Genomic DNA, 18988 nt, shown 5'->3' with positions numbered 1-18988 from the left:
CGGTGCCGAACCGTTCGTAGTCGAACGGTTCGGCACCGCTGTAGTGCTCAGAAGTACCGCTCAGACCGTGTCGAGGTGCTGGTTCAGCGCCTTGGTCAGGTTGGCCGCCTTCGACACCGCACCGCCCAGCCGGTGCACCCCGGTCTCGGTGTGCAGCAGCAGCGTCGGGTAGGAATCGACACCAAGCTCACGCACTTCCTGGAAGTCGCCTTCTGCCTGGGCGCGGGTGGCCGGGCCGAGGTAGGCCGCCTCGACGGCGTCGGCGTCCAGGCCCAGCTCGGTGGCGATGTCGCGGTACACCTTGACGTCGGACAGGTCGCGACCGTCGACATACCAGGCGCGCTGGATCGCACCCGCGATCTCAGCCTGACGCCCCGGCGCCTGCTGGCGCAGTGCGACCAGTCCCGTCGCGGGGTCGGTGGAGTCCATCACCCGGGTGCCGTCCTCGAGCACGTCCTGGTACCCGTCGCCGAACGAGACGTGGGTGAGCTTCGAAATCCGCTCGTTCGCGCCGCGGATGTGGGGGAATGCGCCGATCGGCTGGGCCTGGGGGCCGGTGAAGAGGCCGCCGGACAGGACCTGCAGTTCAATGCGGTCGGCATTCTGTTCGGCGAACTCTCGCAGGCCGGGGCCGAAGCCGTAGCACCAGCCGCAGTAGGCGTCGAAGGCGTAGGTGACTCGGGCTCGGGTGTTCATGGCAAACTCCTGTCTGTGATGACTGTGAGTGGTTGATCTTGTTGTCAAAGTTAGGAGTGGGCCAGCGCTTGGACGAGGTGCGCTACAGTCGAAATGTGGTGAAAAACGGACAGGATGTGATTCCTGAGGTCAGGTACACCCCGCCTGTCGGGGGTGCGCCGGCGGTCGAGGTGCTCTCGATCTCAGAACTGCACCGCCGGATGCAAGCCCATGCGCCCTCACTCCGGGCGGAACGTCCCGACTTCCACCTGCTGCTCACCGTCGACGACGGTGTGATCTGGCACATGGTCGACTTCCAGGACTACGCCCTCGCCGACGGCGCGTGGTTGTGGGTGCGTCCCGGTCAGGTGCAGCGGTTTGGTGACCTCTCGGGCGCGTCGGGCTATGTCGTCCTGTTCTCGGCTGACGTCCTGTCCCCGGCGACTGCTGCCGAGGCTGCGCTCGACGACCCCCTGGGTGGCGCCCTATGGGTTCCAGACACCGACGCGGGCGTCGTCCACCAGGCACTTGCCCACCTCGTCACGGAGTTCAAGAGCACCGATGCGCCCACCCCCGTGCGGGCGGCGATCCTGCACCACCTGCTCACTGTGCTGCTGCTGCGGCTCGCCAACCAGTCCGCGCTGGTGGGCACGCATCGCGAAGAACCAGCCGACACGTTCAGGCGCTTCCGTGCCGCCGTCGAAGCCGGCTTTGCCGAGCACCGTGATGTCACCTACTACTCGCGGCGTCTCGGCTACGCGCCCCGCACGCTGACCCGCGCCACGATCGATGCGGCTGGTGTGGGCGCGAAGGAGTTCATCGACCGCCGTGTGATCCTCGAAGCCAAGCGGTTGCTGGCCCACACCGATGACCCTGCAGCGGTCATCGCAGCCCGGCTCGGCTTTCCCGATGCCAGCAACTTCGTCAAGTACTTCGCGCTGCGCGCGGGCGCAACACCGACCGCCTTCCGGCAGCAGTTCCGCGCCGGCGGCGACCCCGCGCAGAACTGACCGTGTCCGATTTTAACCCTGTTGAGGCGCGGCGATACCTTGTAAGGGTAGTTTGCGTGTCCGTAATCTGGGGCCCGTCACAGCAGCTGTGACATCCGGGACAGAAACGGAAAGGGAGCCCAGGACATGGACCTCAACACCAACAAGCAGATCACGGTCGACTTCTACCAGACCGCCTTCGACGGCAATCCCGCCAAGGCTGTGGCCGACCACATCGGCGACCGCTACATCCAGCACAACCCCCAGGCGCCGGACGGCCCGGAGGCCTTCATCGGCTTCGTCGAGTGGCTGCGCGGTGAGAACCCCGAGCTGAAGCTGAACATCAGGCGCGTCATCGCCGAGGGCGACCTCGTCTTCACCCACTCCGAGCTCGTCCTGCAGCCCGGCAAGCCGGGCCGCGCGCTCGCCGACATCTTCCGCCTCGAGAACGGCAAGGTCGTCGAGCACTGGGACGTCATCCAGGACATCCCGACCGAAGCAGCCAACGACAACGGCATGTTCTGACCGATGCGACAGCACCGGCTGGACCGAAAACACTTCAACTACGCCGCCGTGGGCATCACCCAGGACCACAAGGCCGCTGACGATGGACGAACCGGGGGACGCGTCTCCGAAGAATCCGTGCAGGTCGGCAGCGGCCCGGCCCGGTGGCTGCACGCGTGGCAGCAGACGATGTCCTGGGGTATCCAGCGGAGCGCGGGGTATTCCATCCTGCCGGTCGGTGAGGATGCGACCAACCAGGTGCGACCGGGCCTGACGGTGCGGATGCGTCGGCGTTTCGGCCCGCTGGTGATGAGCATGCCCGTCCGGGTGGTCCACGTGATCGACGAGCCCGACCGAAAAGGCTTCGCGTTCGGCACGCTCAGCGGCCACCCGGTCAGCGGCGAGGTGGCCTTCGTCGTCGAGCACCGTCCCGACGACACGGTGCACTTCGTGCTGCGCACCTTCAGCGGGCCGGGCAAGGGCCCGTGGGCCCTTGCCTACCCCGTGGTCCTGCTGCTGCGGGGAGGGCTTCGGGACAGCTACCTCGAATCCCTCGCGGCGCCGCTCGACTGAATCCTGGCGGTCACATACCCCACGCATCCGCCAGCAGTTCAAAGCTGCGGACGCGGTCGCCGAGGTCCCAGGTCTCGGCGCTGAGCATCAGCTCATCGGCCCGGGTGCGCTCGACCAGGTCATCGAGGCCGTCGCGCACGGTGGTGGGGGAGCCCACGTGCGATTCGGCCAGCATCCGGTTCACCACCGCCTTCTCTTCAGGGCTCCAGACCGTCTCGATGTCGTCGACCGGAGGCACGAACTTCATCTGGCCACGCGCCAGCAGGGCGAAGCGCTGCTGCATGGCTGTGAACAGGTAGCGCGCCCGCTCATCGGTGTCGGCGACGACCGCATTCGCCGCCACGATGGCGTAGGGGCGGTCGAGGTGTTCGGAAGCGCGGAAGTTCGTCCGGTAGAGATCGAGCGCCGTCATCAGGTGGTCGGGGGCGAAGTGCGAGGCGAACACGTACGGCAGGCCACGCTGCGCCGCCAGCGAGGCTCCGAACGTCGACGAGCCCAGGATGTAGATCGGCACGTTGCTGCCCTGGCCCGGCAGCGCCTGCACATGCTGACCGGGTTGGACGGGCCCGAGCCATGCCTGCACCAGCGAGACCTCGTCCGGGAAGCTCGACGCCGCACCGGCATCGCGTTGCAGGACCCGCGACGTCCACGGGTCGGTGCCGGGGGCGCGACCCAGACCGAGGTCAATGCGTCCGGGGTGGAAGGCGTCGAGGGTGCCGAACTGCTCGGCCACGACATACGGCGCGTGGTTCGGCAGCATGATGCCGCCGGCACTGACGCGGATTGTCGAGGTCGCTGCCGCCACCTCGGCCATGACCACGACCGTGGCCGACGAGGCCAGCGCCTCGGAGTTGTGGTGCTCGGCCACCCAGTAGCGGTGGTACCCGGCCTTCTCAACGCCCTGGGCGAACGCGAGCGTGTCGCTCATCGTGCGCGTGTAGGGATCACTCTCACGCGAGGGCATCAGGTCGACGACGGACAGTGGAATGCGGGCAGACGACATCACAGGACTCCTGACAGCTGGTTGATGGGGCAACCATAAACATTCACGTCGGTGTGAAGGTCAAGCCGGGCCTTACAGCCCCGACTGGATCTCCCGGATCGTTACCGCCAGCTCACCGCTGGCCAGCAGCCCCGGTCCCAGCGGCCCGGACGAGTCCTCGCCCAGTAGCGGCAGCCCCTTCAGGGCCGCTCGCACCTCATCGGTCATCTGCGCCAGCTGCCAGCGCACCTCTGCACGGCGCGCGTCGTCCGGATTGGCCGACGCCAACCCCGCAGCCTTCGCGGCATAGGCGGCAGCCCCCAGGGCGTGGGCGCCCATGTGTGCGACGCCCGAGGCCTGTCCTGCCGCCCGGGCAGCCGCCACGCCCGCATGGCTCGTGGCCGACTGGGCTGCCCGTCCGGCCTCGAACCGGCGCCGGATCTCACCTGCCGCATCGAGCTCACCGTGGCCGAACGCCCTGGCCCGGGCGATGCCGTCACGCGCACGGGCATCGTCCGGTGCCTCGGCCTCGAACAGGGGCAGCACCCGTTCGGCACTGTCGGCTGCCCAGAGGGCGACGACTCGACGGTCAGCTTCGCTGAGGGCCTGCGCAGATGTCATGTCCCCACATTGGCACCTCAGCCCCAGTTCGCCGCATCCGTCACGCAGAACGGGTGGCCGGCCGGGTCGAGCAGCACGACCCACGTCTCGCCGGGCTGCTCGTCCGGACGGCTCGCACCCAGCTCGACAAGCCGCGCCGCTGCCTGTTCGACGTCGTCAGCGGTGAGATCAAGGTGGAACTGTTTGTGACCGTCGTCCGGCCACGACGGTGCGGTGTAATCGGGCGTGACACCGATGCCGAGGGCATGCGTCGGGCCGGTGAGCATGGCGTAGTTCTCGTCCTGGAAGGCGATGGGCCAGCCCAGCGCCGCCGACCAGAACGAGGCGAGCGGCTCGACGGCGGGGGCATCAAGGGTGAGCATGGCAATGTGCGCGACTGGATCGGTCATGTCTGCCATGCTGCTGGCATGGCCCCTGGCGCTGATAGCACGAAAGCGACACGCGACCACTTGTTGGGCCGGGTGCTGAAACCCGAAGAACTGCTCACCAGGTCGACGTACGACACCGCCGCGCCGGCACCGGCGCTGGCGCCATGGGTCGAGCACTACTGGTCGGTGGCCTGGCAACTCCCACCGGGGGAGCGTGCCCATCGCGCCACCGTGTGGTCGCCCACAGTGCACCTGACCGTCGAACGGGGCGGGGTCAGCCGCGCCGACACCGATGGGCAGGGCGTCTGGTTCACCGGACCGGGCACCGAGGGCCGCTTCGACGTGACCCTGTCGGGACGCGGCTCGGTGGTGGGCGTGAAGTTCCGCCCGGGCGGGGTGCTGGCCTTCGTCCCCGTCGACCTGGTCTCGCTGCTGAACCGGACGGTGCCCGCGGCAGAGGTCTTTCCCGAGACCACTGCGCTCCACACAATCCCGGATGACGCTGCCACCGCCGCCCACGCGCTGGATGCCTGGCTGCTGGCGCAGGCGCCCGTCGACACGCGCGACCTGGTGCGCTTCCGCGAGATCTGGCAGCTCGCCGAGACGCAGCCCATCACCACGGTGGCCGAGTTGGCGCTGCACTCGGGCTGTTCACCCCGGACGATCCAACGCCTCTTCAGGCACCACGTGGGCGGCGGCGCCAAACGGGTGCTGCTGCGTCGCCGGGTCAGCGAGGCCCTCGAGGCCATCGACAGGGGGGGTCACGACGACTGGGCGGGCCTGGCCGCCGAACTGGGCTGGTTCGACCAGGCCCACTTCATCCGCGACTTCCGGCGCGTGACCGGGCACACCCCGGCGGACTACGCCGAGCGTGGGGGAGGAGGCTCAGGCGAGCAGTGAGATACCGGTCCAGTTGCGGCCGATCGGGCGGGGATACCCCCAGCCTGTGCCGGTGTTGGCATAGAAGTACAGGTTGCCGTCGGCCCGCACGCCGAGCAGGTCGTGGCGGCCATCGCCGTTCATGTCGCCGGGGGACAGGATGTGGGTGAACCCCTGCCAGCCGCGCCCCACCTGCTTGACCCAGGTGAGCACACCGCCGCGGGTGGTGTACAGCATGAGCGCGCCATCGTTGCGCACGGCCATGAGGTCGGGGTAGCGGTCACCGGACAGGTCGTCCACTGCGACAAGCGTGGTCATCGACTGCCAGTTCTTGCCGACCACGGCGGCGCGCGACAGCCCGGTGGTCAGGCTGGTGAAGCTGTAGCGGATGAGGCGGCCGTCTGCCTGGCGTCCGAACAGGTCGGGTAGGCGGTCACCGGTGACATCGGGGGTGACGGTGAGGGTGGCCATGCCGTCCCAACCGGTGCCGATGCGGGTGGGGGTGCGCCAGCCCACAGAGCTGCCCGGGTAGAGCCACAGCGTGCCGTCGTCGCGGCGCGCCGCGAGTTCGGTGTGCCCGTCACCGTTCAGGTCGGGGACGAGCGCCAGCCACGTCATGCGTGCCCACCCGGTACCGACCTGGTCGGGACCGGTGAGTGCGGGACCGGTGCCGGTGGTGTACAGCAGCAGCGCACCGGTGTCCTTCTGGACGGCCACGACATCGGCCAGCCGGTCGCGGGTCAGGTCGCCGAAGACGCCGCTGCCCGGCACCGGCACGGTCTGGTCAAGGTCGTAGTCCACCGGGGCTGCGTAGTGTCCCGACAGCACCTCGAGTGCGTTGCCGGACGGTCGGTGGCGCAGCCCGAGGGGGCCCATCGACGCCTGTCGCACGGCATTGCTGAACACGGTGCGGGCGAAGTCGATGGACTGCTGGGGGAAGGGCCTACGGTGCTGGTTCAGCTCGTCCATGGCCATGATGAACCCCATGCTGGCCATGTTCACCACACCCGCACCCGAGGCCACGCTGTAGTAGGTGAAGTCGGCGAACAGCGAGGTGCCGCCGTTGGGCTGGCACTGGAACGGGGAGTGCGCGGCCACCGACAGGTTGGCGGGGCTGGCCCAGATGTCATAGGCGCTGTCGACCTCTTCGCGCAGCAGGCCGGGGTACTGGCTGCCGCGCACCGCACCCGTACCCTGGAACAGGAAGAACGCAGGGTCTGTGACCACGAGCGGCGCCTCGACCGCGTAGCACGAATAGCGTGCGCCCAGCAGCCCCAGCGTCACCGAGTCGGAGAAGTTGACCGTCTTCTCCGTCGCCACCGTGGCCGGGTCCTCAGCGGCATCCTTGAAAATCTCGTAGCGACGATGGGCGTCGAGGTAACGGATGCGCCACCACAGCGTGTTGCCCCCGGCGAAGATGAGGTTGGTGCCGCCATTGCGCAGCGTGCGGAAGGCCTGTTCCTGGGGGTTGTCCCAGTACTCGTCGTGGCCGAGCGAGATCAGCGCCGCCGCCCCGGCATAGGCGGTGGCACCGTCGTGGGCAATGTCGACATTGGTGGTGTAGGCCAGGTTGACACCGGTGCGTTCGGCTTCGACGACTCCGGCGCGTTCCATGACCATGAAGTGGTCGACGCCGGTGGCAGGGTCGAGTGGCCGGTTGAACGAGATCTCACGTGAGCGCAGGGTGCCCGTGGTGCCGCCGAACGGGTTGGTGCCACGGTAGGCGGAGTACCCGCCGTACATGTTGTAGGCCTGCCACGTCGACGGTGCCGAGACCATCACGGTGCGCCCGGCAAATGAGGCCGACCGCACCACGAACGGGATGGGTGACCTGGCCCCGCGCTCATTCTCGATGATGAGCAGGTAGACGCCTTCGGGCCAGTCGGTGGTGGTCAGGGTGATGGTGTCCTCCCAGTGCGAGGCGTCGACCATGTTGATCAGCAGCCCGTCCGGGTTCGTCTCGATGAAGGTGGCGGGCGACTGTGGCGTCGCGGTGAACCAGGGCGTCTGGTCGACAAGACGCCCACCAGTGCCCCCGTACCACCCGAGCCGGAATGCGCTCACGCGGTTGCGCCGGCTGCGTGGGCTGTCGATGCGCAGCACCACGTCCTGCCCGCTGGTGACCGACGTCTGCGTGGCGTACCCGGCAAGCTCATCAGCGGGTGCCAGTTCGCCGGCGGGAATGACCCAGTCGCGGGTGCCGGGCTTGGCGTTCTCCTGTTCGACCCAGGTGGCGGCCGGTGCCACGGGTGCGTTGATGCCCAGGCCACCGAGGGCCAACGCCGTGGCAAGCAGGATCGACAGCAGGACACGCCGGGGGTTCATGGGGGTACTCAGCCTTTCCGGCCGTTCGTTGGCGTCGGTGCCAGAAGACGGTCCACGAGACAGCTTCCCACTGATGTCACGGTGTTACGTAACGGTGTCCCGGCGTTGTGGGATATCCCACTCAGACAGCCATTGACCACAACCGCAGGGCCGCATAACTGCGGTGCGGTTGCCATGCCACTGCAGCGGTAGGGGCATCATCCAGCCCACGCGACGACAGCACTCGACGCAGCACGGCATCGTTGACGGGGAAGGCATCCGGGTCGCGGTCGGCACGGATGGCCAGGTAGTCGAGCGTCCAGGGACCGATGCCGTGCACGCCTGCGAGCACCGGCCGGTCGGGCAGCACCTGGTCATCGCCAAGGTCAGCGAACAGGGCAGCGACCTCGTGCACGGTCCGCGCCCGTGACCTGGTCAACCCGATGCTGGCCCGCAGTGCGTCGAGGGGCTGGGCCGCGACCACGGTCGCCGTGGGGAACCTCTGCAGGTGCGGGTGATCCGTGGACGAGCCGTATGCGGCCACCAGCCGCGCGCCGAACAGGCGTCCGGCGGCGAGCGAGACCTGCTGGCCGAGCACGGCCAACTGCACCGCCTCGAAGCCGACGGGCACCCGGGTGGCACGCAGCCCGGGTCGGGCGCGCACATGCTCGGTGAACACCGGGTCGGCGCCGAGGTGGGCATTGATCGGGGCCAGGTCGGTCTCGAGGTCGAACCAGTGCCTGGTCAGCTCGACGACAGCCTCGTTGACCCCGTTGTCGGTGGACGCCGTGCGCACCAGCACCCCGGTCGCCTGCAGCGTCACCTGCACCAGCACCGGTGCACCGCCGACGACCAGCCAGCGGGTGAGGGACATGCCTGACGGATCAAGGTGGTGCAGGCCCGCAACGGCGTGGGTGAGCAGCGTCGTTGCGGCCGCGTCGGCATCGAAAGCGCCGTTGGCGGCCACGAGCTGCTCGAACCCGGGTGGGGTCACGCGGCGTGTTCCAGCTGCAGCAGTGCCTTCTTGGCCTCCAACCCGCCCAGGTAGCCACCCAGGCTGCCGTCGGAACGCAGGACGCGATGGCAGGGCACCACCACCGGCAGCGGGTTGGTGGCACAGGCCGTGCCAACCGCGCGAACGGCCGCCGGCTTGCCCGCCCGTTCGGCGAGTTGCTTGTAGGTGGCGGTGTGGCCGTAGGTGATGTCCGGCAGCAGCAATTGCACCTGGGCGCGGAACCCCGTCGACAAGCTGTGGTCGAGCGGCAGGTCGAAGGATCGGCGACGGCCGGCGAAGTACTCGTCGAGTTCAGTGGCGGCGGCGTCGAGCCGGGCCGGTGCCGCCAGCACCCGCGGGCTGATCCGGGCCGCGAGCGCGGCAAGCACGTCGTCGAAGCCTTCCCGTTCAAAAGCGACGCGCACGAGCCCCCGAGGGGTGGCGGCGAGCAGCAGTCGACCCACTGGGGAATCGATGGTGCGGAAGGCGACGTCGATCATGCCCTGGGCCATGGCATCGGCGGCGAGACGTGCGTGCAGCCGGTCCAGGTCGCCGGGGCTGATCGGGAATTCGGTGGTGGTCGGCATGGTGGTCTCGGTCATCGCGGGTCCACCTCCTTGGTGGGATAGGTACGTCTGAGTGTCTTCAGTCCGTCGGAGGCGGCCCGGCGGACTGCTTCGGGGGTGCCGCCGATGAGGGCAGCGGTCTCGGTGTGCGGCAGCCCGCCGAGGTAGTGGTAGGCGAGCGCCAACCGCTGCCGTTCGGGCAGCGCAGCCACCGCCTGCCACAGTTCGCGGTCGTCGTCGCCGGGGACACCGTGGCGTGAACGTTGTTCGGGCACCGTGGCTGTCGGCACCGCATGCCGCGCCCGCGCCCGCGTGATGTCGATGGCTTTGCGCTGCGCCACGCGGACCAACCAGGCCTCGACATTGGTGCCGTCGGCCAGGTCTGGCCACGTGCGCAGTGCGGCCAGGAATGTCTCGGACCAGGCGTCGTCCGCGTCGGGCCCGGGGCCGAGCACGGCACGACACACCCGCAGCACCGTGGCGCCGTGGTGCTGCACTGCCTGCTCGAAAGGAATCTGCATCGTCATCACACCGTAGACGCACCAGCCGGGCGAAACGTGAGGTCCACCCCTTCCGCACCAGGTGCTGTCTTGTACTTTTGATCTGTGAGTGATGCCGTCATCGAGGTGCACGGGCTGACCAAATCGTTCGGCACCTTCCAAGCACTGCGCGGTGTCGACCTCAGCGTCGCCCCCGGCCAGGTGCATGCCTTCCTCGGCCCCAACGGCGCCGGCAAGTCGACCACCATCAGGGTGCTGCTGGGCCTGCTGCGCGCCGATTCCGGCACGGCCCGGGTGCTCGGTGGCGATCCCTGGACCGACGTGGTCGACCTGCATTCCAGGCTCGCCTATGTGCCCGGCGATGTCTCGCTGTGGCCCGGCATGACCGGGGGCGAAGCCATCGACCTGCTCGGTGCCTTGCGCGGTGGCCTCGACCAGCGCCGACGCGATGAACTGGTCGACCGCTTCGAACTCGACCCGACCAAGCGCGGCCGGCAGTACTCGAAGGGCAACCGCCAGAAGGTCGCCATCGTCGCGGCGCTGTCGTCGGATGTCGAACTGCTGGTGCTGGACGAACCCACCAGCGGACTCGACCCGATCATGGAGGCGGCGTTCCAGCTGACCATTGCCGAGGCGAAGGCCCGGGGCACCACGGTGCTGCTGTCCAGCCACATCCTCAGCGAGGTCGAGACCCTGGCCGACCGGATCAGCATCATCCGCGAGGGCGTGATCGTCCAGGAAGGCACGCTCAGCGAGCTGCGGGGCCAGGCCCGCACCGCCGTGCATGCCATGCTGCGCCAACCCCCGGACGAGCATGCGCTCGGCCTGTTCCACGACCCCCGCTATGACCAGGGCAGCTTCACCGGCCACGTGGAGTCCACACGGGTCGGCGAGGCCATGACGGCGCTGACCCGGTGTGGGATCACGTCGCTCACCGTCGAGCCGCCGTCGCTCGAGAACCTGTTCCTGCGACTGTACGGTGACGACGCCGACCAGGCGCCACGATGAGCGGACACCCACGCGGGTACACCGCCGGGGCCCGCACCCTGCTGCGCACCACCCTGCACCACGACGGCCGCAACTTCGGACCCTTCGCGGCATTGGCCACGCTGCTCTCGGCATCATCAGTGCTCATCTACCCGTGGCTGTTCCCCGACGCCTTCGACCGCTTCGCCTTCTCGACGGCAGTGGGGGCCAACCCTGCCATCGGGCTGGTCTTCGGCCCTGCCTTCGACCTGACCACAGACGAGGGTTTCAATGCGTGGCGATCACTGGCGCTCGGCGGGTTCATCGCGGCGCTGGGCGCCGCCTTCGCCGTGACCCGCAACACCCGTGGCCAGGAGGACTCGGGCCAGGCCGAACTGCTGGCGTCCGGGGTGCTCGGACGCGGTGCCCGGCTCGGGGCAGCAGTCGGCATGGGCGTGCTCGGGTCACTGCTGCTGGGCATCGTGGCGGCGACCGTGACGATCCTGTGCGGTGGCACGGTCGTGGCATCGACACTGCTGGCCGCCACGTTCACCTGCACCGGCTGGATGTTCACGGGTGTGGCCGCAGTGGCCGCGCAGTTGGGGGCCGATGCCCGGACCTCGAACACGCTCGCCATCGGCACGCTGGGCACGCTGTTCGTGCTGCGGGGGTTCGCCTATGCCATCGACGCGCCGCAGTGGACCATCTGGGTCAACCCGCTGGGCTGGATGACCGAAACCCGACCCGCCTCGGGAAACCACTGGTGGCCGCTGCTGCTGGCCGTGGGCCTGACGCTGGTGCTGCTCACGGTCGCCTTCATCATGGAATCGCGCCGCGACTTCGGGCAGGGCGTCATCTCACCGCGCCCCGGTCCCGCACGGGGTCGGGTGCACACCACCTGGGGGCTGGCGCTGCGGCTGAACTACAGCTCGATCCTGTTGTGGTTGGCGGTGATGGTGATGCTGGGCTTCGTCTTCGGCTACATGACCGTCTCGGTCAAGGACATCCTGGCCGAGCAACCCGGGGTGGCGGCGGTGCTGGCGGCCGGTGCCACCACCGCCGACCAACTCGTCGGCGTCTTCCTGCACACCATCATCGCGCTGCTCGGCATCGTGGCGTCGGTGCCCGGGGTGCTGGTCATGCTGAAAGTACATTCGGAGGAGCGGGAGGACCGGCTCGAACCGGTGATCGCCACCCGGGCGCGCCGTATCACCTACTACGCCGCGAACGTGCTGCTGGCGTTGGGTCTGGTCGCGGTGCTGGTGCTGCTGGCCGGCGCGGTGATCGGGTTGCGGGTGCAAGGCTCTGACGTCGGGCTCAGCTTCGGTGACGTGGTCTGGCAGGCGGCCGCGACCGTGCCTGCCGTCTGGGCGGTCGTGGCGTTGTCGGTGGCGGTGGTGGGCGCACGTCCCGGGGTGGCGATCGCCGCATGGGCCGGTGTGCCGGTCACGTTCCTGCTGACGCTGCTGGGGCCCTCGTTCAAGCTGCCGGACTGGGCGCTGGGCATCAGCCCCTATTGGCATGTGCCGGCCGTGGCGAACCCCGACCGGGACTGGTGGGGTTTGCTGGGGGTCGCCGGGGTGACCGCCGTGTTGCTGGTGGTCGGTTTCGCGGGCTTCCGTCGACGCGACCTCGCGAGGTAGTCGACGATCAGCCGGCGAACGGGCCGTAGGTGGCGACGATGTTGCCCTTCTCGGTCTGCTGCGAGCGAAGCAGCGTCAGCCGCTGGTGATTCGCCCCCTCGAACAGCCGGCGACCGCCCCCGGCCAGCGCCGGGTGGACGATCAGGCTGAGCTCGTCCATGAGCCCGGCATCAACGCATTGGCGCACCACCGAGAGCGAGCCCTGCACGGCAATGTCACCGCCCGGGCGCTGCTTGAGCTGCCGGATGAAGGCGAGCAGGTCGCTGGTGACAAGACTCGAATTGTTCCAGGTCAGGTCGACGGGTGTGAGCGTGGAACTGGCCACATGCTTGGGTGTGGTGTTGATGAAGTCGGCAAAGCCGGAATCATCACCCTCGGTGACATTGGGCCAGTACCCCGCCCACTCCTGGTAGGTGACCCGACCCAGAATGATCTCGTCGACGGGGGCGATCGTCGTGGTCATCAGGGCACCGAGGTCGGCATCGAACGAGTCGTACTGGAACGTGTTCGGATCAGAGGCAACGCCGTCGACCGAGTAAAACAGGCCGGCGATGAGTTTGCGGGACATGGTGGCTCCTTGGTGGGGGATCCCACCATCGAACGTCAGCCGACGGCGATCCGCAAGGGTGGCGTGCTGGTCCGCGCACTCGGTGTGTTCGGGTCGACTACCGTGCGCGCTGCCTCGTCCACTGGACGAACCACGCGAGCAATGCCAACGCGACCACCACGGCGCCCGCCGCCATCACGGCCGGCCAGCCACCGCGGGGCCACAGGAACGTCGCGAGCGTGGACCCCACGGCGCCGCCCAGGAAGTTCGTGACCACGTACAGCGTGTTGAGCCGGCTGCGGGCCGACCCGTCGATGCTGAGCATGCGGGTCTGGGTGAGCACCAGGGCGACCTGCAGCCCCGACTGCACCACCACGATGGCGACCAGCACCAACCCCAGCTGCTGCCCGCCCACCCCAGCCAGGGCAAGGCCCACCAGCATGACGGCGAAACCACTGCCGATGGCCTGCATCGACAGGCCGCGGTCATGGAGCCGCCCTGCGACGGTCGCCGCCGGTGCACCGACGGCACCGAGCAGGCTGATCAGTCCGATGGTGGTGACCGAGTAGTGGTAGGGCGGGCCCGAGACAGGAACGTCAGTGCGGTCCAGAACAGGGTGAAGATGCCCATCGTCGGCACGCCCAGCACCATGGTGGCCCGCACCTTCGGGTTGCCCAACAGCTTGAGCATGCGCACGAACAGGGTGGGGTAGGTGAGGCGTTCGCGGGGTGGCAGGTCCGGCAGCAGGCGCGCCATCACGACGGCGAGCACGACCATGATTCCTGCGGCCACGAAGAAGACGGCGCGCCAGCCCAGCCATTGGGCGAGCAGCCCGCTGATGGCCCGGGCTAGCACCAGTCCGAGCAGGATTCCCGAGGCGACGATGCTCAGCACGCGGCCGCGCTGCAGGGGGGTGGCGACGTCGCCGGCCAAGGGCATCAGCATCTGGCCCGAAACGGTGGTGAGCCCGATCGCGGCCACCGCGGCGAGCAGGGCCGGCCAGCTCGGTGCGAGCCCGGTCATCAGCAGCGCGATGGCAGCCAGCGACATGAGCACCGGGATCACCCGACGGCGGTTGACGATGTCGCCGGACGGGATGATCAGCAGGGCACCGATGGCGTAGCCCAACTGGGTGACGGTGACAACCGTGCCCGCCGAGGCCGTGGGGATGTGGAATGTCTCGGCGATCACCGCCAGCAGCGGCTGGGCCCAGTAGAGGTTGCCGACAGAGGCGCCGCCGGCGATGGCGAAGGCGGCGACCAGCAGGGGCGACATTCCGCCAGTCCGCGGGGTGGTGGTCGAGCTCACGTCAGAGGTTATTCGCGAGCCGCGCGATGACCTCGCCTGCGGGCCCGGTGGTGGCATGGCGGTAGCCAGCGCCGGCCCACAGGTGCACGAATTCTGCATCGCCGCGTCGCAGCGCGGCCTGGCGCAGCGGTCGGGTCAGGTGGTGCACCTCGGGGTAGGCCGCGGGCGCGCTGGTCGCGAAGGTGGTGGCGAACCGGTTCGGCAGCGATCTGGCGGGGCGACCGGTGAAAGCCCTTGTCATCACAGTGTCAGCCCAGTCGGTCCTCGCCAGCGCCGCCCGGTGGACGGTGTTCGTTCCAGCTTCGTCGCAGCGCAACAGCAAGGTGCCGACCGACACTGCCGCGGCTCCCTGGTCGAGCAGCGCCCGCACCGCGGTCGGCCCGTCGATGCCGCCCGCCGCGATGAGCGGAAGGTCGGTGACCCGGCCAATGGCCCGCAGCACGTCGACGGTCTCGTTCGGCGGGGGCCAGGCGTGGGGGTCGAACACCGCCGAATGGCCGCCGGCGCCGGGCCCTTGGACGACCAGGGCGTCGGCGCCGACACCAGCCGCCGCCACTGCCTCGTCCGGGCTGGTGACGGTGGCGAAGACCCGGCTGCCGACCAGCTGCAGGGCGCGGACGACATCGGCCCCGGGCAGTCCGAAGGTGAAGCTGATGACGGGCACGGGATGGGCGACCAGGTGGGCCACCTTCTCGGTGAAGAAGTCGTCGTCCGAGCCGGTGGGCGGCGTGGCCTCGACTCCGAAGTCAGCCGCCCATGGGGCAAGCTCTCCCGCGTAGTCAGCCACGGCCTGCTGGTCAACCGGCCACCGCTGTGGCACGAACAGGTTCACCCCGAACGACGGTGCCTGCCGGCGCAGCGCTTCGACCTCGTCGGCCATCGCCTCGACAGTCTTGTAGCCCGCGGCCAGGAACGGGAAACCGCCAGCCCGCGCGACGGCCGCCGAGAGAGCCACGGTGGTGGGCCCGCCGGCCATGGGCGCGGCAGCAATCGGCAGGGGAGTGCCCAGCACGTCGTTCATGTGCGTGCTGCTTCGCGGCTGACCATCTCGTTGACCCAGATCGGCACATAGGGCGAGGTGCAGTTCGGCGCTGTCGGGTAGTCCTTGAGCACTTCGAGCCGCTCACCGATGTCGAGCACCCGGGCGCGCAGGTCAGGGTGGTGGATGCCGATGAGCCCCAGTGAGTAGTTCTGGGCCCACTGCAGCCGTTCGGGCGCGTCCTTCAGTTCAGCCTCGATGACATCGAGCAGTCCCGACAGGTCGAGGCCTTCGGGACGCTTGACCACCCGTTCGCTGGTGAGCGCCCACCCGGCCGACTGCACGACCGGGTCGGGATCGGCGAGCCAGCCGACGCGCAGTTCTTCGGCATGCGGTGACTTCTTCACGACATAGTTCACCAACCAGTCGAAGACCTTTGGCGACCGCGACTCGCGCAGCATCCGGTCAAGGTCGTCGGCGCTGAACAGCTTGGGGCGACAGATGAGCAGCGCCACCAACCGGGCGGCGGTGTTGTCGGTCCGCCACAGGTCGAGCGCCAGGGGCTGGTTGGTCTTCAGGGCCTTGGCCACGGCGCGCAGTTTGGTCAGGTTCACCCCATGGTCATCGCCGTGCCGCTCGTTCACGGCACGCATCTTCGGGTCGTCAAGCGCCGCCAGTTGGTCGAGCACCTGGCTCACGGTCGCGTCGGTCATGTGGTCGGCCCTCACGCCTGGTCGACGACGGTGACACCGGCCGCGCGCAGTTCGTCGAGTGCCGCAGCACGGGTCCGGGGGCTGACGGCGCTGGTCAGACTGTCGATGACGCGCACGTCAAGCCCGAAGCGGCGCGCGTCCAGCGCCGATGCCCGCACGCAGTGGTCGGTGGCGATGCCCACCACATCCAGGTGCGTCACGCCCCGATCGGCGAGCACCTGGGCCAGCGTGGACCCGTCCTCGGTGGCACCCTCGAACGCCGAATACGCCGGCACCCCCTGCCCCTTCAGCACATGCACATCGATGCGCTCGACGGCCAGCGCCGGGTGGTAGTCGGCCCCCTCAGTGCCGGCGACGCAGTGCACGGGCCAGGTATCGATGTAGTCGGGCTCGGGCGAGAAGTGCCCGGCGTTGTCATCGTCGCCGTGGTGCCAGTCGCGGCTGGCGGCCACGAGGTCGTAGTCATGGGTGGCCAGGTGGGCAGTGATGGCAGCCGCGGCGGTCGCGCCACCTGCAGTGGCCAGCGCACCGCCCTCGGTGAAGTCGTTCTGCACGTCGACGATCAGCAATCCCGAAGTCATGCCCACAGCCTAGGCACCCGGCGCTCAGATGCCGAGCAGGTGTTCGAGCACGGTCACGACACCATGCTCGGTGTTGCGCGGCGCCAGGTACTTCGCCGTCGCGCGGATCTGCGGGTGGGCGTTCTGCATCGCGAAGGACCACTGGCCGGCAGCCATCATCTGCAGGTCGTTGAGGTAGTCGCCAAAAATCACAGTCTGGCCGGGGGTGATGTCGAGCGCCCGCTGCAGCGCACGGACGCCCTGGCCCTTGTCGACCTGTGAGCTCATCACGTCGATCCAGCGCGCCGCCGAGACGATGACCTGGTGGTGGCCGTCGTCCGCGAGGTGCGCAAACTGGGTGGCTGCGGTGCGTTCCGTGTCACCGAAGTCATAGATCGCGATCTTGAGGGCGTCGTCATCGACGTCGAGCAGGTCGTCGACGCGCTCGAGCTTGGCGAAGTACTTCAGCGAGTCGGCCTCGAACTCCGGCGCCGTCCTGTCCAGGTAGGCGCTGCGCAACCCGCACACGACCACGAACAGGTCATCGGCGTTGGGGGCACTGCGCGCGGCCTCGATGACCTGGCGCACCACATCGCGCGACATGACCGTGGCCGAGACCACCTCGCCGTCGTGCACCACCATGCTGCCGTTCTCGGCCACCACGGACAGGTTGTCGTCGACGTGGTCGAAGAGCCGGGTGAGCGTCGCGTACTGCCTGCCGCTGGCCGGGACGAAGACAATGCCGCGCTGTTGCATCCAGTCCAGCACCGGCCAGAAGCCCTCGGGGACGGCGCCATCATCGTCGAGCAGGGTGCCGTCCATGTCGCTGACGACCATGCGCACATCGTGCGGGCCGCGCGCGATGGCCGACCACGAGGGAACAACTTCGGACGGGGCAGAGGTCATGTCACGCATATGTGACCAATCGTACTGCCAGAACGCGTTTGCGCCGGGCCGGGTCCACCCCGCTGGAATCGCCTCCTAGGGTGTACGCATGCAGCTGACCAGCACCCAAGACGGCAAGAGCACCGACATCCCCGCCGAGAACGGGGTCGTCCGCGGCGCCGACCTCGCCAGGGCCGGACTGAGCACCTATGACCCCGGCCTGGTGAACACCGCGACCGTGCGCAGCGCGATCACCTACATCGATGGCGACCAGGGCATCCTCGAGTACCGTGGCTACCCGATCGAGCAGCTGGCAGGCAATGCCACCCACCTTGAGGTGGCCTACCTGTTGCTCTACGGCGAGCTGCCCACCCCGGACCAGTTGGCGGTGTGGAACAACGAGATCAACAAGCACCGGTTCGTGCACGAGAACGTGCGCGGCATCATCCAGTCCTACCGCTACGACGCCCACCCCATGGCCAAACTGATGTCGGGGGTGGCCTCGATGGTGACGTTCTACCCCAGCGCCCGCGACATCGCCGACCCCGAAGCACGCGAGCGCAACATCGTGCGCATGCTGGCCAAGATCCCCACGATCGCCGCGTGGGCATACCGGCAGTCGATCGGGCGCCACTACGTCTACCCCAACGACGAACTGGGATATGTCGACAACTTCCTGGCCATGTTGTTCCAGAGCCAACAGCTCGTCTATCGCGCCGACCCGCGGGTGACCCGGGCACTCGAGGTGCTGTTCATCCTGCATGCCGACCACGAGCAGAACTGCTCGACGAACGCGGTGCGGGCGGTGGCCTCGGCCGGCAACGATGTCTACACCTCGGTGGGCGCCGGTATCGGCGCACTGTTCGGGCCGCTGCACGGCGGGGCGAACGAGGCGGTGCTCGCGATGCTCAAGCAGATCGGCAGCCCTGACCGGGTGGGGGAGTTCATCGAGGGCGTGAAGGCTGGCAAGGCGCGGCTGATGGGCTTCGGGCACCGGGTCTACAAGAGCTACGACCCCCGCGCCCGCATCATCAAGAAGGCCTGTGAGGACGTGCTCGAGGCAACTGGCGCCAGGAACCCGCTGCTCGAGGTGGCGCGCGAACTCGAAAAGGTCGCGCTCGAGGACGAGTACTTCATCAGCCGGCGGCTCTACCCGAATGTCGACTTCTATTCGGGCCTGATCTACGAGGCACTGCGGTTCCCGCCCGAGATGTTCACCGTGCTGTTCGCCGTGCCCCGGACGGCGGGCTGGTGTGCCCAGTGGCTCGAAGGGGTCACCGACCCCGAACAGAAGATCATGCGGCCTCGTCAGGTCTACACCGGGCACCGTGAGCGGTCGTTCGTGCCGCTCGAGGGGCGTGCCGGGGCCTGAACAGAGGGGCTCACGCGCGCGAACTGCCGCCCGGGGATCCCCGGGCGGCAGCGGTGTAAA

General features: G+C 68.6%; 22 protein-coding genes. 7 read left to right on the top strand and 15 right to left on the bottom strand.

Features of this window, described 5'->3' with window-relative positions:
- Positions 1–60: 60 nt before the first annotated feature.
- Entirely contained in the window at positions 61–696 is a 636-nt protein-coding gene (locus ACQCX5_RS01355) for a DsbA family protein (protein ID WP_434540229.1), read from the bottom strand.
- Positions 697–794: 98 nt separating this feature from the next.
- Between ACQCX5_RS01355 and ACQCX5_RS01350 the strand changes: the two genes are divergently transcribed.
- The 3 genes from ACQCX5_RS01350 (at position 795) to ACQCX5_RS01340 (ending at position 2741) form a co-directional block, all read left to right on the top strand.
- Positions 795–1685 carry a helix-turn-helix domain-containing protein gene (locus ACQCX5_RS01350; RefSeq protein WP_434540228.1) on the top strand — a complete coding sequence of 297 codons (891 nt, stop codon included), beginning with the start codon at positions 795–797 and terminating at the stop codon, positions 1683–1685.
- Positions 1686–1811: 126 nt separating this feature from the next.
- On the top strand, positions 1812–2189 hold the full coding sequence (locus tag ACQCX5_RS01345; protein ID WP_434540227.1) for a nuclear transport factor 2 family protein: 378 nt from the start codon (positions 1812–1814) through the stop codon (positions 2187–2189).
- Between the two features lie 3 nt (positions 2190–2192).
- On the top strand, positions 2193–2741 hold the full coding sequence (locus ACQCX5_RS01340; protein ID WP_434540226.1) for a DUF1990 family protein: 549 nt from the start codon (positions 2193–2195) through the stop codon (positions 2739–2741).
- 10 nt (positions 2742–2751) lie between these two features.
- Here the strand turns inward: ACQCX5_RS01340 and ACQCX5_RS01335 are convergent, their stop codons facing one another.
- From ACQCX5_RS01335 to ACQCX5_RS01325, 3 genes are all read right to left on the bottom strand, one after another.
- Positions 2752–3744 carry an LLM class flavin-dependent oxidoreductase gene (locus ACQCX5_RS01335; RefSeq protein ID WP_434540225.1) on the bottom strand — a complete coding sequence of 331 codons (993 nt, stop codon included), beginning with the start codon at positions 3742–3744 and terminating at the stop codon, positions 2752–2754.
- Positions 3745–3816: 72 nt separating this feature from the next.
- On the bottom strand, positions 3817–4344 hold the full coding sequence (locus ACQCX5_RS01330; RefSeq protein ID WP_434540224.1) for a putative immunity protein: 528 nt from the start codon (positions 4342–4344) through the stop codon (positions 3817–3819).
- A gap of 17 nt (positions 4345–4361) precedes the next feature.
- Positions 4362–4733, bottom strand: coding sequence for a VOC family protein (locus ACQCX5_RS01325; protein WP_434540223.1), 372 nt, complete (start codon positions 4731–4733; stop codon positions 4362–4364).
- Between the two features lie 72 nt (positions 4734–4805).
- Between ACQCX5_RS01325 and ACQCX5_RS01320 the strand changes: the two genes are divergently transcribed.
- On the top strand, positions 4806–5612 hold the full coding sequence (locus ACQCX5_RS01320) for a helix-turn-helix domain-containing protein (protein ID WP_434540222.1): 807 nt from the start codon (positions 4806–4808) through the stop codon (positions 5610–5612).
- Here the strand turns inward: ACQCX5_RS01320 and ACQCX5_RS01315 are convergent.
- The 4 genes from ACQCX5_RS01315 to ACQCX5_RS01300 all read right to left on the bottom strand — a co-directional run bounded on the left by ACQCX5_RS01315 (position 5598) and on the right by ACQCX5_RS01300 (position 9976).
- The gene (locus ACQCX5_RS01315) at positions 5598–7916 is read right to left on the bottom strand and encodes a N,N-dimethylformamidase beta subunit family domain-containing protein (protein ID WP_434540221.1); all 2319 of its coding nucleotides are present in this window, start codon (positions 7914–7916) and stop codon (positions 5598–5600) included. The two genes, ACQCX5_RS01320 and ACQCX5_RS01315, sit on opposite strands and share 15 nt — an antisense overlap.
- A 121-nt stretch (positions 7917–8037) precedes the next feature.
- Positions 8038–8889, bottom strand: coding sequence for a DNA-3-methyladenine glycosylase family protein (locus tag ACQCX5_RS01310; RefSeq protein WP_434540220.1), 852 nt, complete (start codon positions 8887–8889; stop codon positions 8038–8040).
- Complete coding sequence (locus ACQCX5_RS01305; protein WP_434540219.1) at positions 8886–9491, bottom strand: methylated-DNA--[protein]-cysteine S-methyltransferase; 606 nt, start codon at positions 9489–9491, stop codon at positions 8886–8888. Before ACQCX5_RS01305 ends, ACQCX5_RS01310 begins: the two co-directional genes overlap by 4 nt.
- Positions 9488–9976, bottom strand: a complete 489-nt coding sequence (locus tag ACQCX5_RS01300; protein ID WP_434540218.1) for an RNA polymerase sigma factor — start codon at positions 9974–9976, stop codon at positions 9488–9490. Before ACQCX5_RS01300 ends, ACQCX5_RS01305 begins: the two co-directional genes overlap by 4 nt.
- 84 nt (positions 9977–10060) lie before the next feature.
- Here ACQCX5_RS01300 and ACQCX5_RS01295 point away from each other — a divergent pair, with 84 nt between their 5' ends.
- Together ACQCX5_RS01295 and ACQCX5_RS01290 are read left to right on the top strand one after the other, a co-directional pair.
- Positions 10061–10963: an ABC transporter ATP-binding protein gene (locus tag ACQCX5_RS01295; RefSeq protein WP_434540217.1), complete on the top strand. Its 903-nt coding sequence runs from the start codon at positions 10061–10063 to the stop codon at positions 10961–10963.
- Positions 10960–12564, top strand: coding sequence for an ABC transporter permease (locus ACQCX5_RS01290; protein ID WP_434540216.1), 1605 nt, complete (start codon positions 10960–10962; stop codon positions 12562–12564). The genes ACQCX5_RS01295 and ACQCX5_RS01290 overlap by 4 nt, the downstream gene beginning before the upstream one ends.
- Before the next feature lie 7 nt (positions 12565–12571).
- Here the strand turns inward: ACQCX5_RS01290 and ACQCX5_RS01285 are convergent, their stop codons facing one another.
- The 7 genes from ACQCX5_RS01285 to ACQCX5_RS01255 all read right to left on the bottom strand — a co-directional run bounded on the left by ACQCX5_RS01285 (position 12572) and on the right by ACQCX5_RS01255 (position 17577).
- A complete protein-coding gene (locus tag ACQCX5_RS01285; protein WP_434540215.1) occupies positions 12572–13132 on the bottom strand; it encodes a dihydrofolate reductase family protein in 561 nt (186 codons plus the stop codon).
- A 97-nt stretch (positions 13133–13229) separates the two neighbouring features.
- Positions 13230–13583 (bottom strand): hypothetical protein, encoded by a 354-nt coding sequence (locus tag ACQCX5_RS01280; RefSeq protein WP_434540214.1) that lies wholly within the window; start codon positions 13581–13583, stop codon positions 13230–13232.
- A gap of 71 nt (positions 13584–13654) precedes the next feature.
- Positions 13655–14419, bottom strand: a complete 765-nt coding sequence (locus tag ACQCX5_RS01275) for an MFS transporter (protein WP_434540213.1) — start codon at positions 14417–14419, stop codon at positions 13655–13657.
- A 1-nt stretch (position 14420) separates the two neighbouring features.
- Positions 14421–15440 (bottom strand): NAD(P)H-dependent flavin oxidoreductase, encoded by a 1020-nt coding sequence (locus tag ACQCX5_RS01270; RefSeq protein WP_434540212.1) that lies wholly within the window; start codon positions 15438–15440, stop codon positions 14421–14423.
- Positions 15437–16111: a DNA alkylation repair protein gene (locus ACQCX5_RS01265; RefSeq protein WP_434540211.1), complete on the bottom strand. Its 675-nt coding sequence runs from the start codon at positions 16109–16111 to the stop codon at positions 15437–15439. The genes ACQCX5_RS01270 and ACQCX5_RS01265 overlap by 4 nt, the downstream gene beginning before the upstream one ends.
- 11 nt (positions 16112–16122) lie before the next feature.
- Positions 16123–16692 (bottom strand): isochorismatase family protein, encoded by a 570-nt coding sequence (locus ACQCX5_RS01260; RefSeq protein WP_434540210.1) that lies wholly within the window; start codon positions 16690–16692, stop codon positions 16123–16125.
- Between the two features lie 24 nt (positions 16693–16716).
- Positions 16717–17577, bottom strand: coding sequence for a Cof-type HAD-IIB family hydrolase (locus tag ACQCX5_RS01255; protein WP_434540209.1), 861 nt, complete (start codon positions 17575–17577; stop codon positions 16717–16719).
- Positions 17578–17665: 88 nt separating this feature from the next.
- On the opposite strand from ACQCX5_RS01255, the gene ACQCX5_RS01250 reads away from it, so the two are divergent.
- On the top strand, positions 17666–18928 hold the full coding sequence (locus ACQCX5_RS01250; RefSeq protein WP_434540208.1) for a citrate synthase: 1263 nt from the start codon (positions 17666–17668) through the stop codon (positions 18926–18928).
- Positions 18929–18988: the final 60 nt, after the last annotated feature.

Origin of the sequence: Aestuariimicrobium sp. G57 (genome assembly GCF_050110855.1) — a bacterium.
GTDB lineage: Bacteria > Actinomycetota > Actinomycetes > Propionibacteriales > Propionibacteriaceae > Aestuariimicrobium.
This window is presented reverse-complemented; position numbering and strand designations above follow the sequence as displayed.

Excerpts from the sequence above, each read along its gene's own strand:
- ACQCX5_RS01325 (WP_434540223.1), bottom strand. The coding sequence starts at position 4,733 with ATGACCGATCCAGTCGCGCACATTGCCATGCTCACCCTTGATGCCCCC.
- ACQCX5_RS01355 (WP_434540229.1), bottom strand. The coding sequence starts at position 696 with ATGAACACCCGAGCCCGAGTCACCTACGCCTTCGACGCCTACTGCGGC.
- ACQCX5_RS01260 (WP_434540210.1), bottom strand. The coding sequence starts at position 16,692 with ATGACTTCGGGATTGCTGATCGTCGACGTGCAGAACGACTTCACCGAG.
- ACQCX5_RS01255 (WP_434540209.1), bottom strand. The coding sequence starts at position 17,577 with ATGACCTCTGCCCCGTCCGAAGTTGTTCCCTCGTGGTCGGCCATCGCG.
- ACQCX5_RS01335 (WP_434540225.1), bottom strand. The coding sequence starts at position 3,744 with ATGTCGTCTGCCCGCATTCCACTGTCCGTCGTCGACCTGATGCCCTCG.
- ACQCX5_RS01280 (WP_434540214.1), bottom strand. The coding sequence starts at position 13,583 with ATGCAGGCCATCGGCAGTGGTTTCGCCGTCATGCTGGTGGGCCTTGCC.
- ACQCX5_RS01315 (WP_434540221.1), bottom strand. The coding sequence starts at position 7,916 with ATGAACCCCCGGCGTGTCCTGCTGTCGATCCTGCTTGCCACGGCGTTG.
- ACQCX5_RS01340 (WP_434540226.1), top strand. The coding sequence starts at position 2,193 with ATGCGACAGCACCGGCTGGACCGAAAACACTTCAACTACGCCGCCGTG.
- ACQCX5_RS01300 (WP_434540218.1), bottom strand. The coding sequence starts at position 9,976 with ATGCAGATTCCTTTCGAGCAGGCAGTGCAGCACCACGGCGCCACGGTG.
- ACQCX5_RS01250 (WP_434540208.1), top strand. The coding sequence starts at position 17,666 with ATGCAGCTGACCAGCACCCAAGACGGCAAGAGCACCGACATCCCCGCC.
- ACQCX5_RS01290 (WP_434540216.1), top strand. The coding sequence starts at position 10,960 with ATGAGCGGACACCCACGCGGGTACACCGCCGGGGCCCGCACCCTGCTG.
- ACQCX5_RS01270 (WP_434540212.1), bottom strand. The coding sequence starts at position 15,440 with ATGAACGACGTGCTGGGCACTCCCCTGCCGATTGCTGCCGCGCCCATG.
- ACQCX5_RS01265 (WP_434540211.1), bottom strand. The coding sequence starts at position 16,111 with ATGACCGACGCGACCGTGAGCCAGGTGCTCGACCAACTGGCGGCGCTT.
- ACQCX5_RS01285 (WP_434540215.1), bottom strand. The coding sequence starts at position 13,132 with ATGTCCCGCAAACTCATCGCCGGCCTGTTTTACTCGGTCGACGGCGTT.
- ACQCX5_RS01345 (WP_434540227.1), top strand. The coding sequence starts at position 1,812 with ATGGACCTCAACACCAACAAGCAGATCACGGTCGACTTCTACCAGACC.
- ACQCX5_RS01305 (WP_434540219.1), bottom strand. The coding sequence starts at position 9,491 with ATGACCGAGACCACCATGCCGACCACCACCGAATTCCCGATCAGCCCC.
- ACQCX5_RS01330 (WP_434540224.1), bottom strand. The coding sequence starts at position 4,344 with ATGACATCTGCGCAGGCCCTCAGCGAAGCTGACCGTCGAGTCGTCGCC.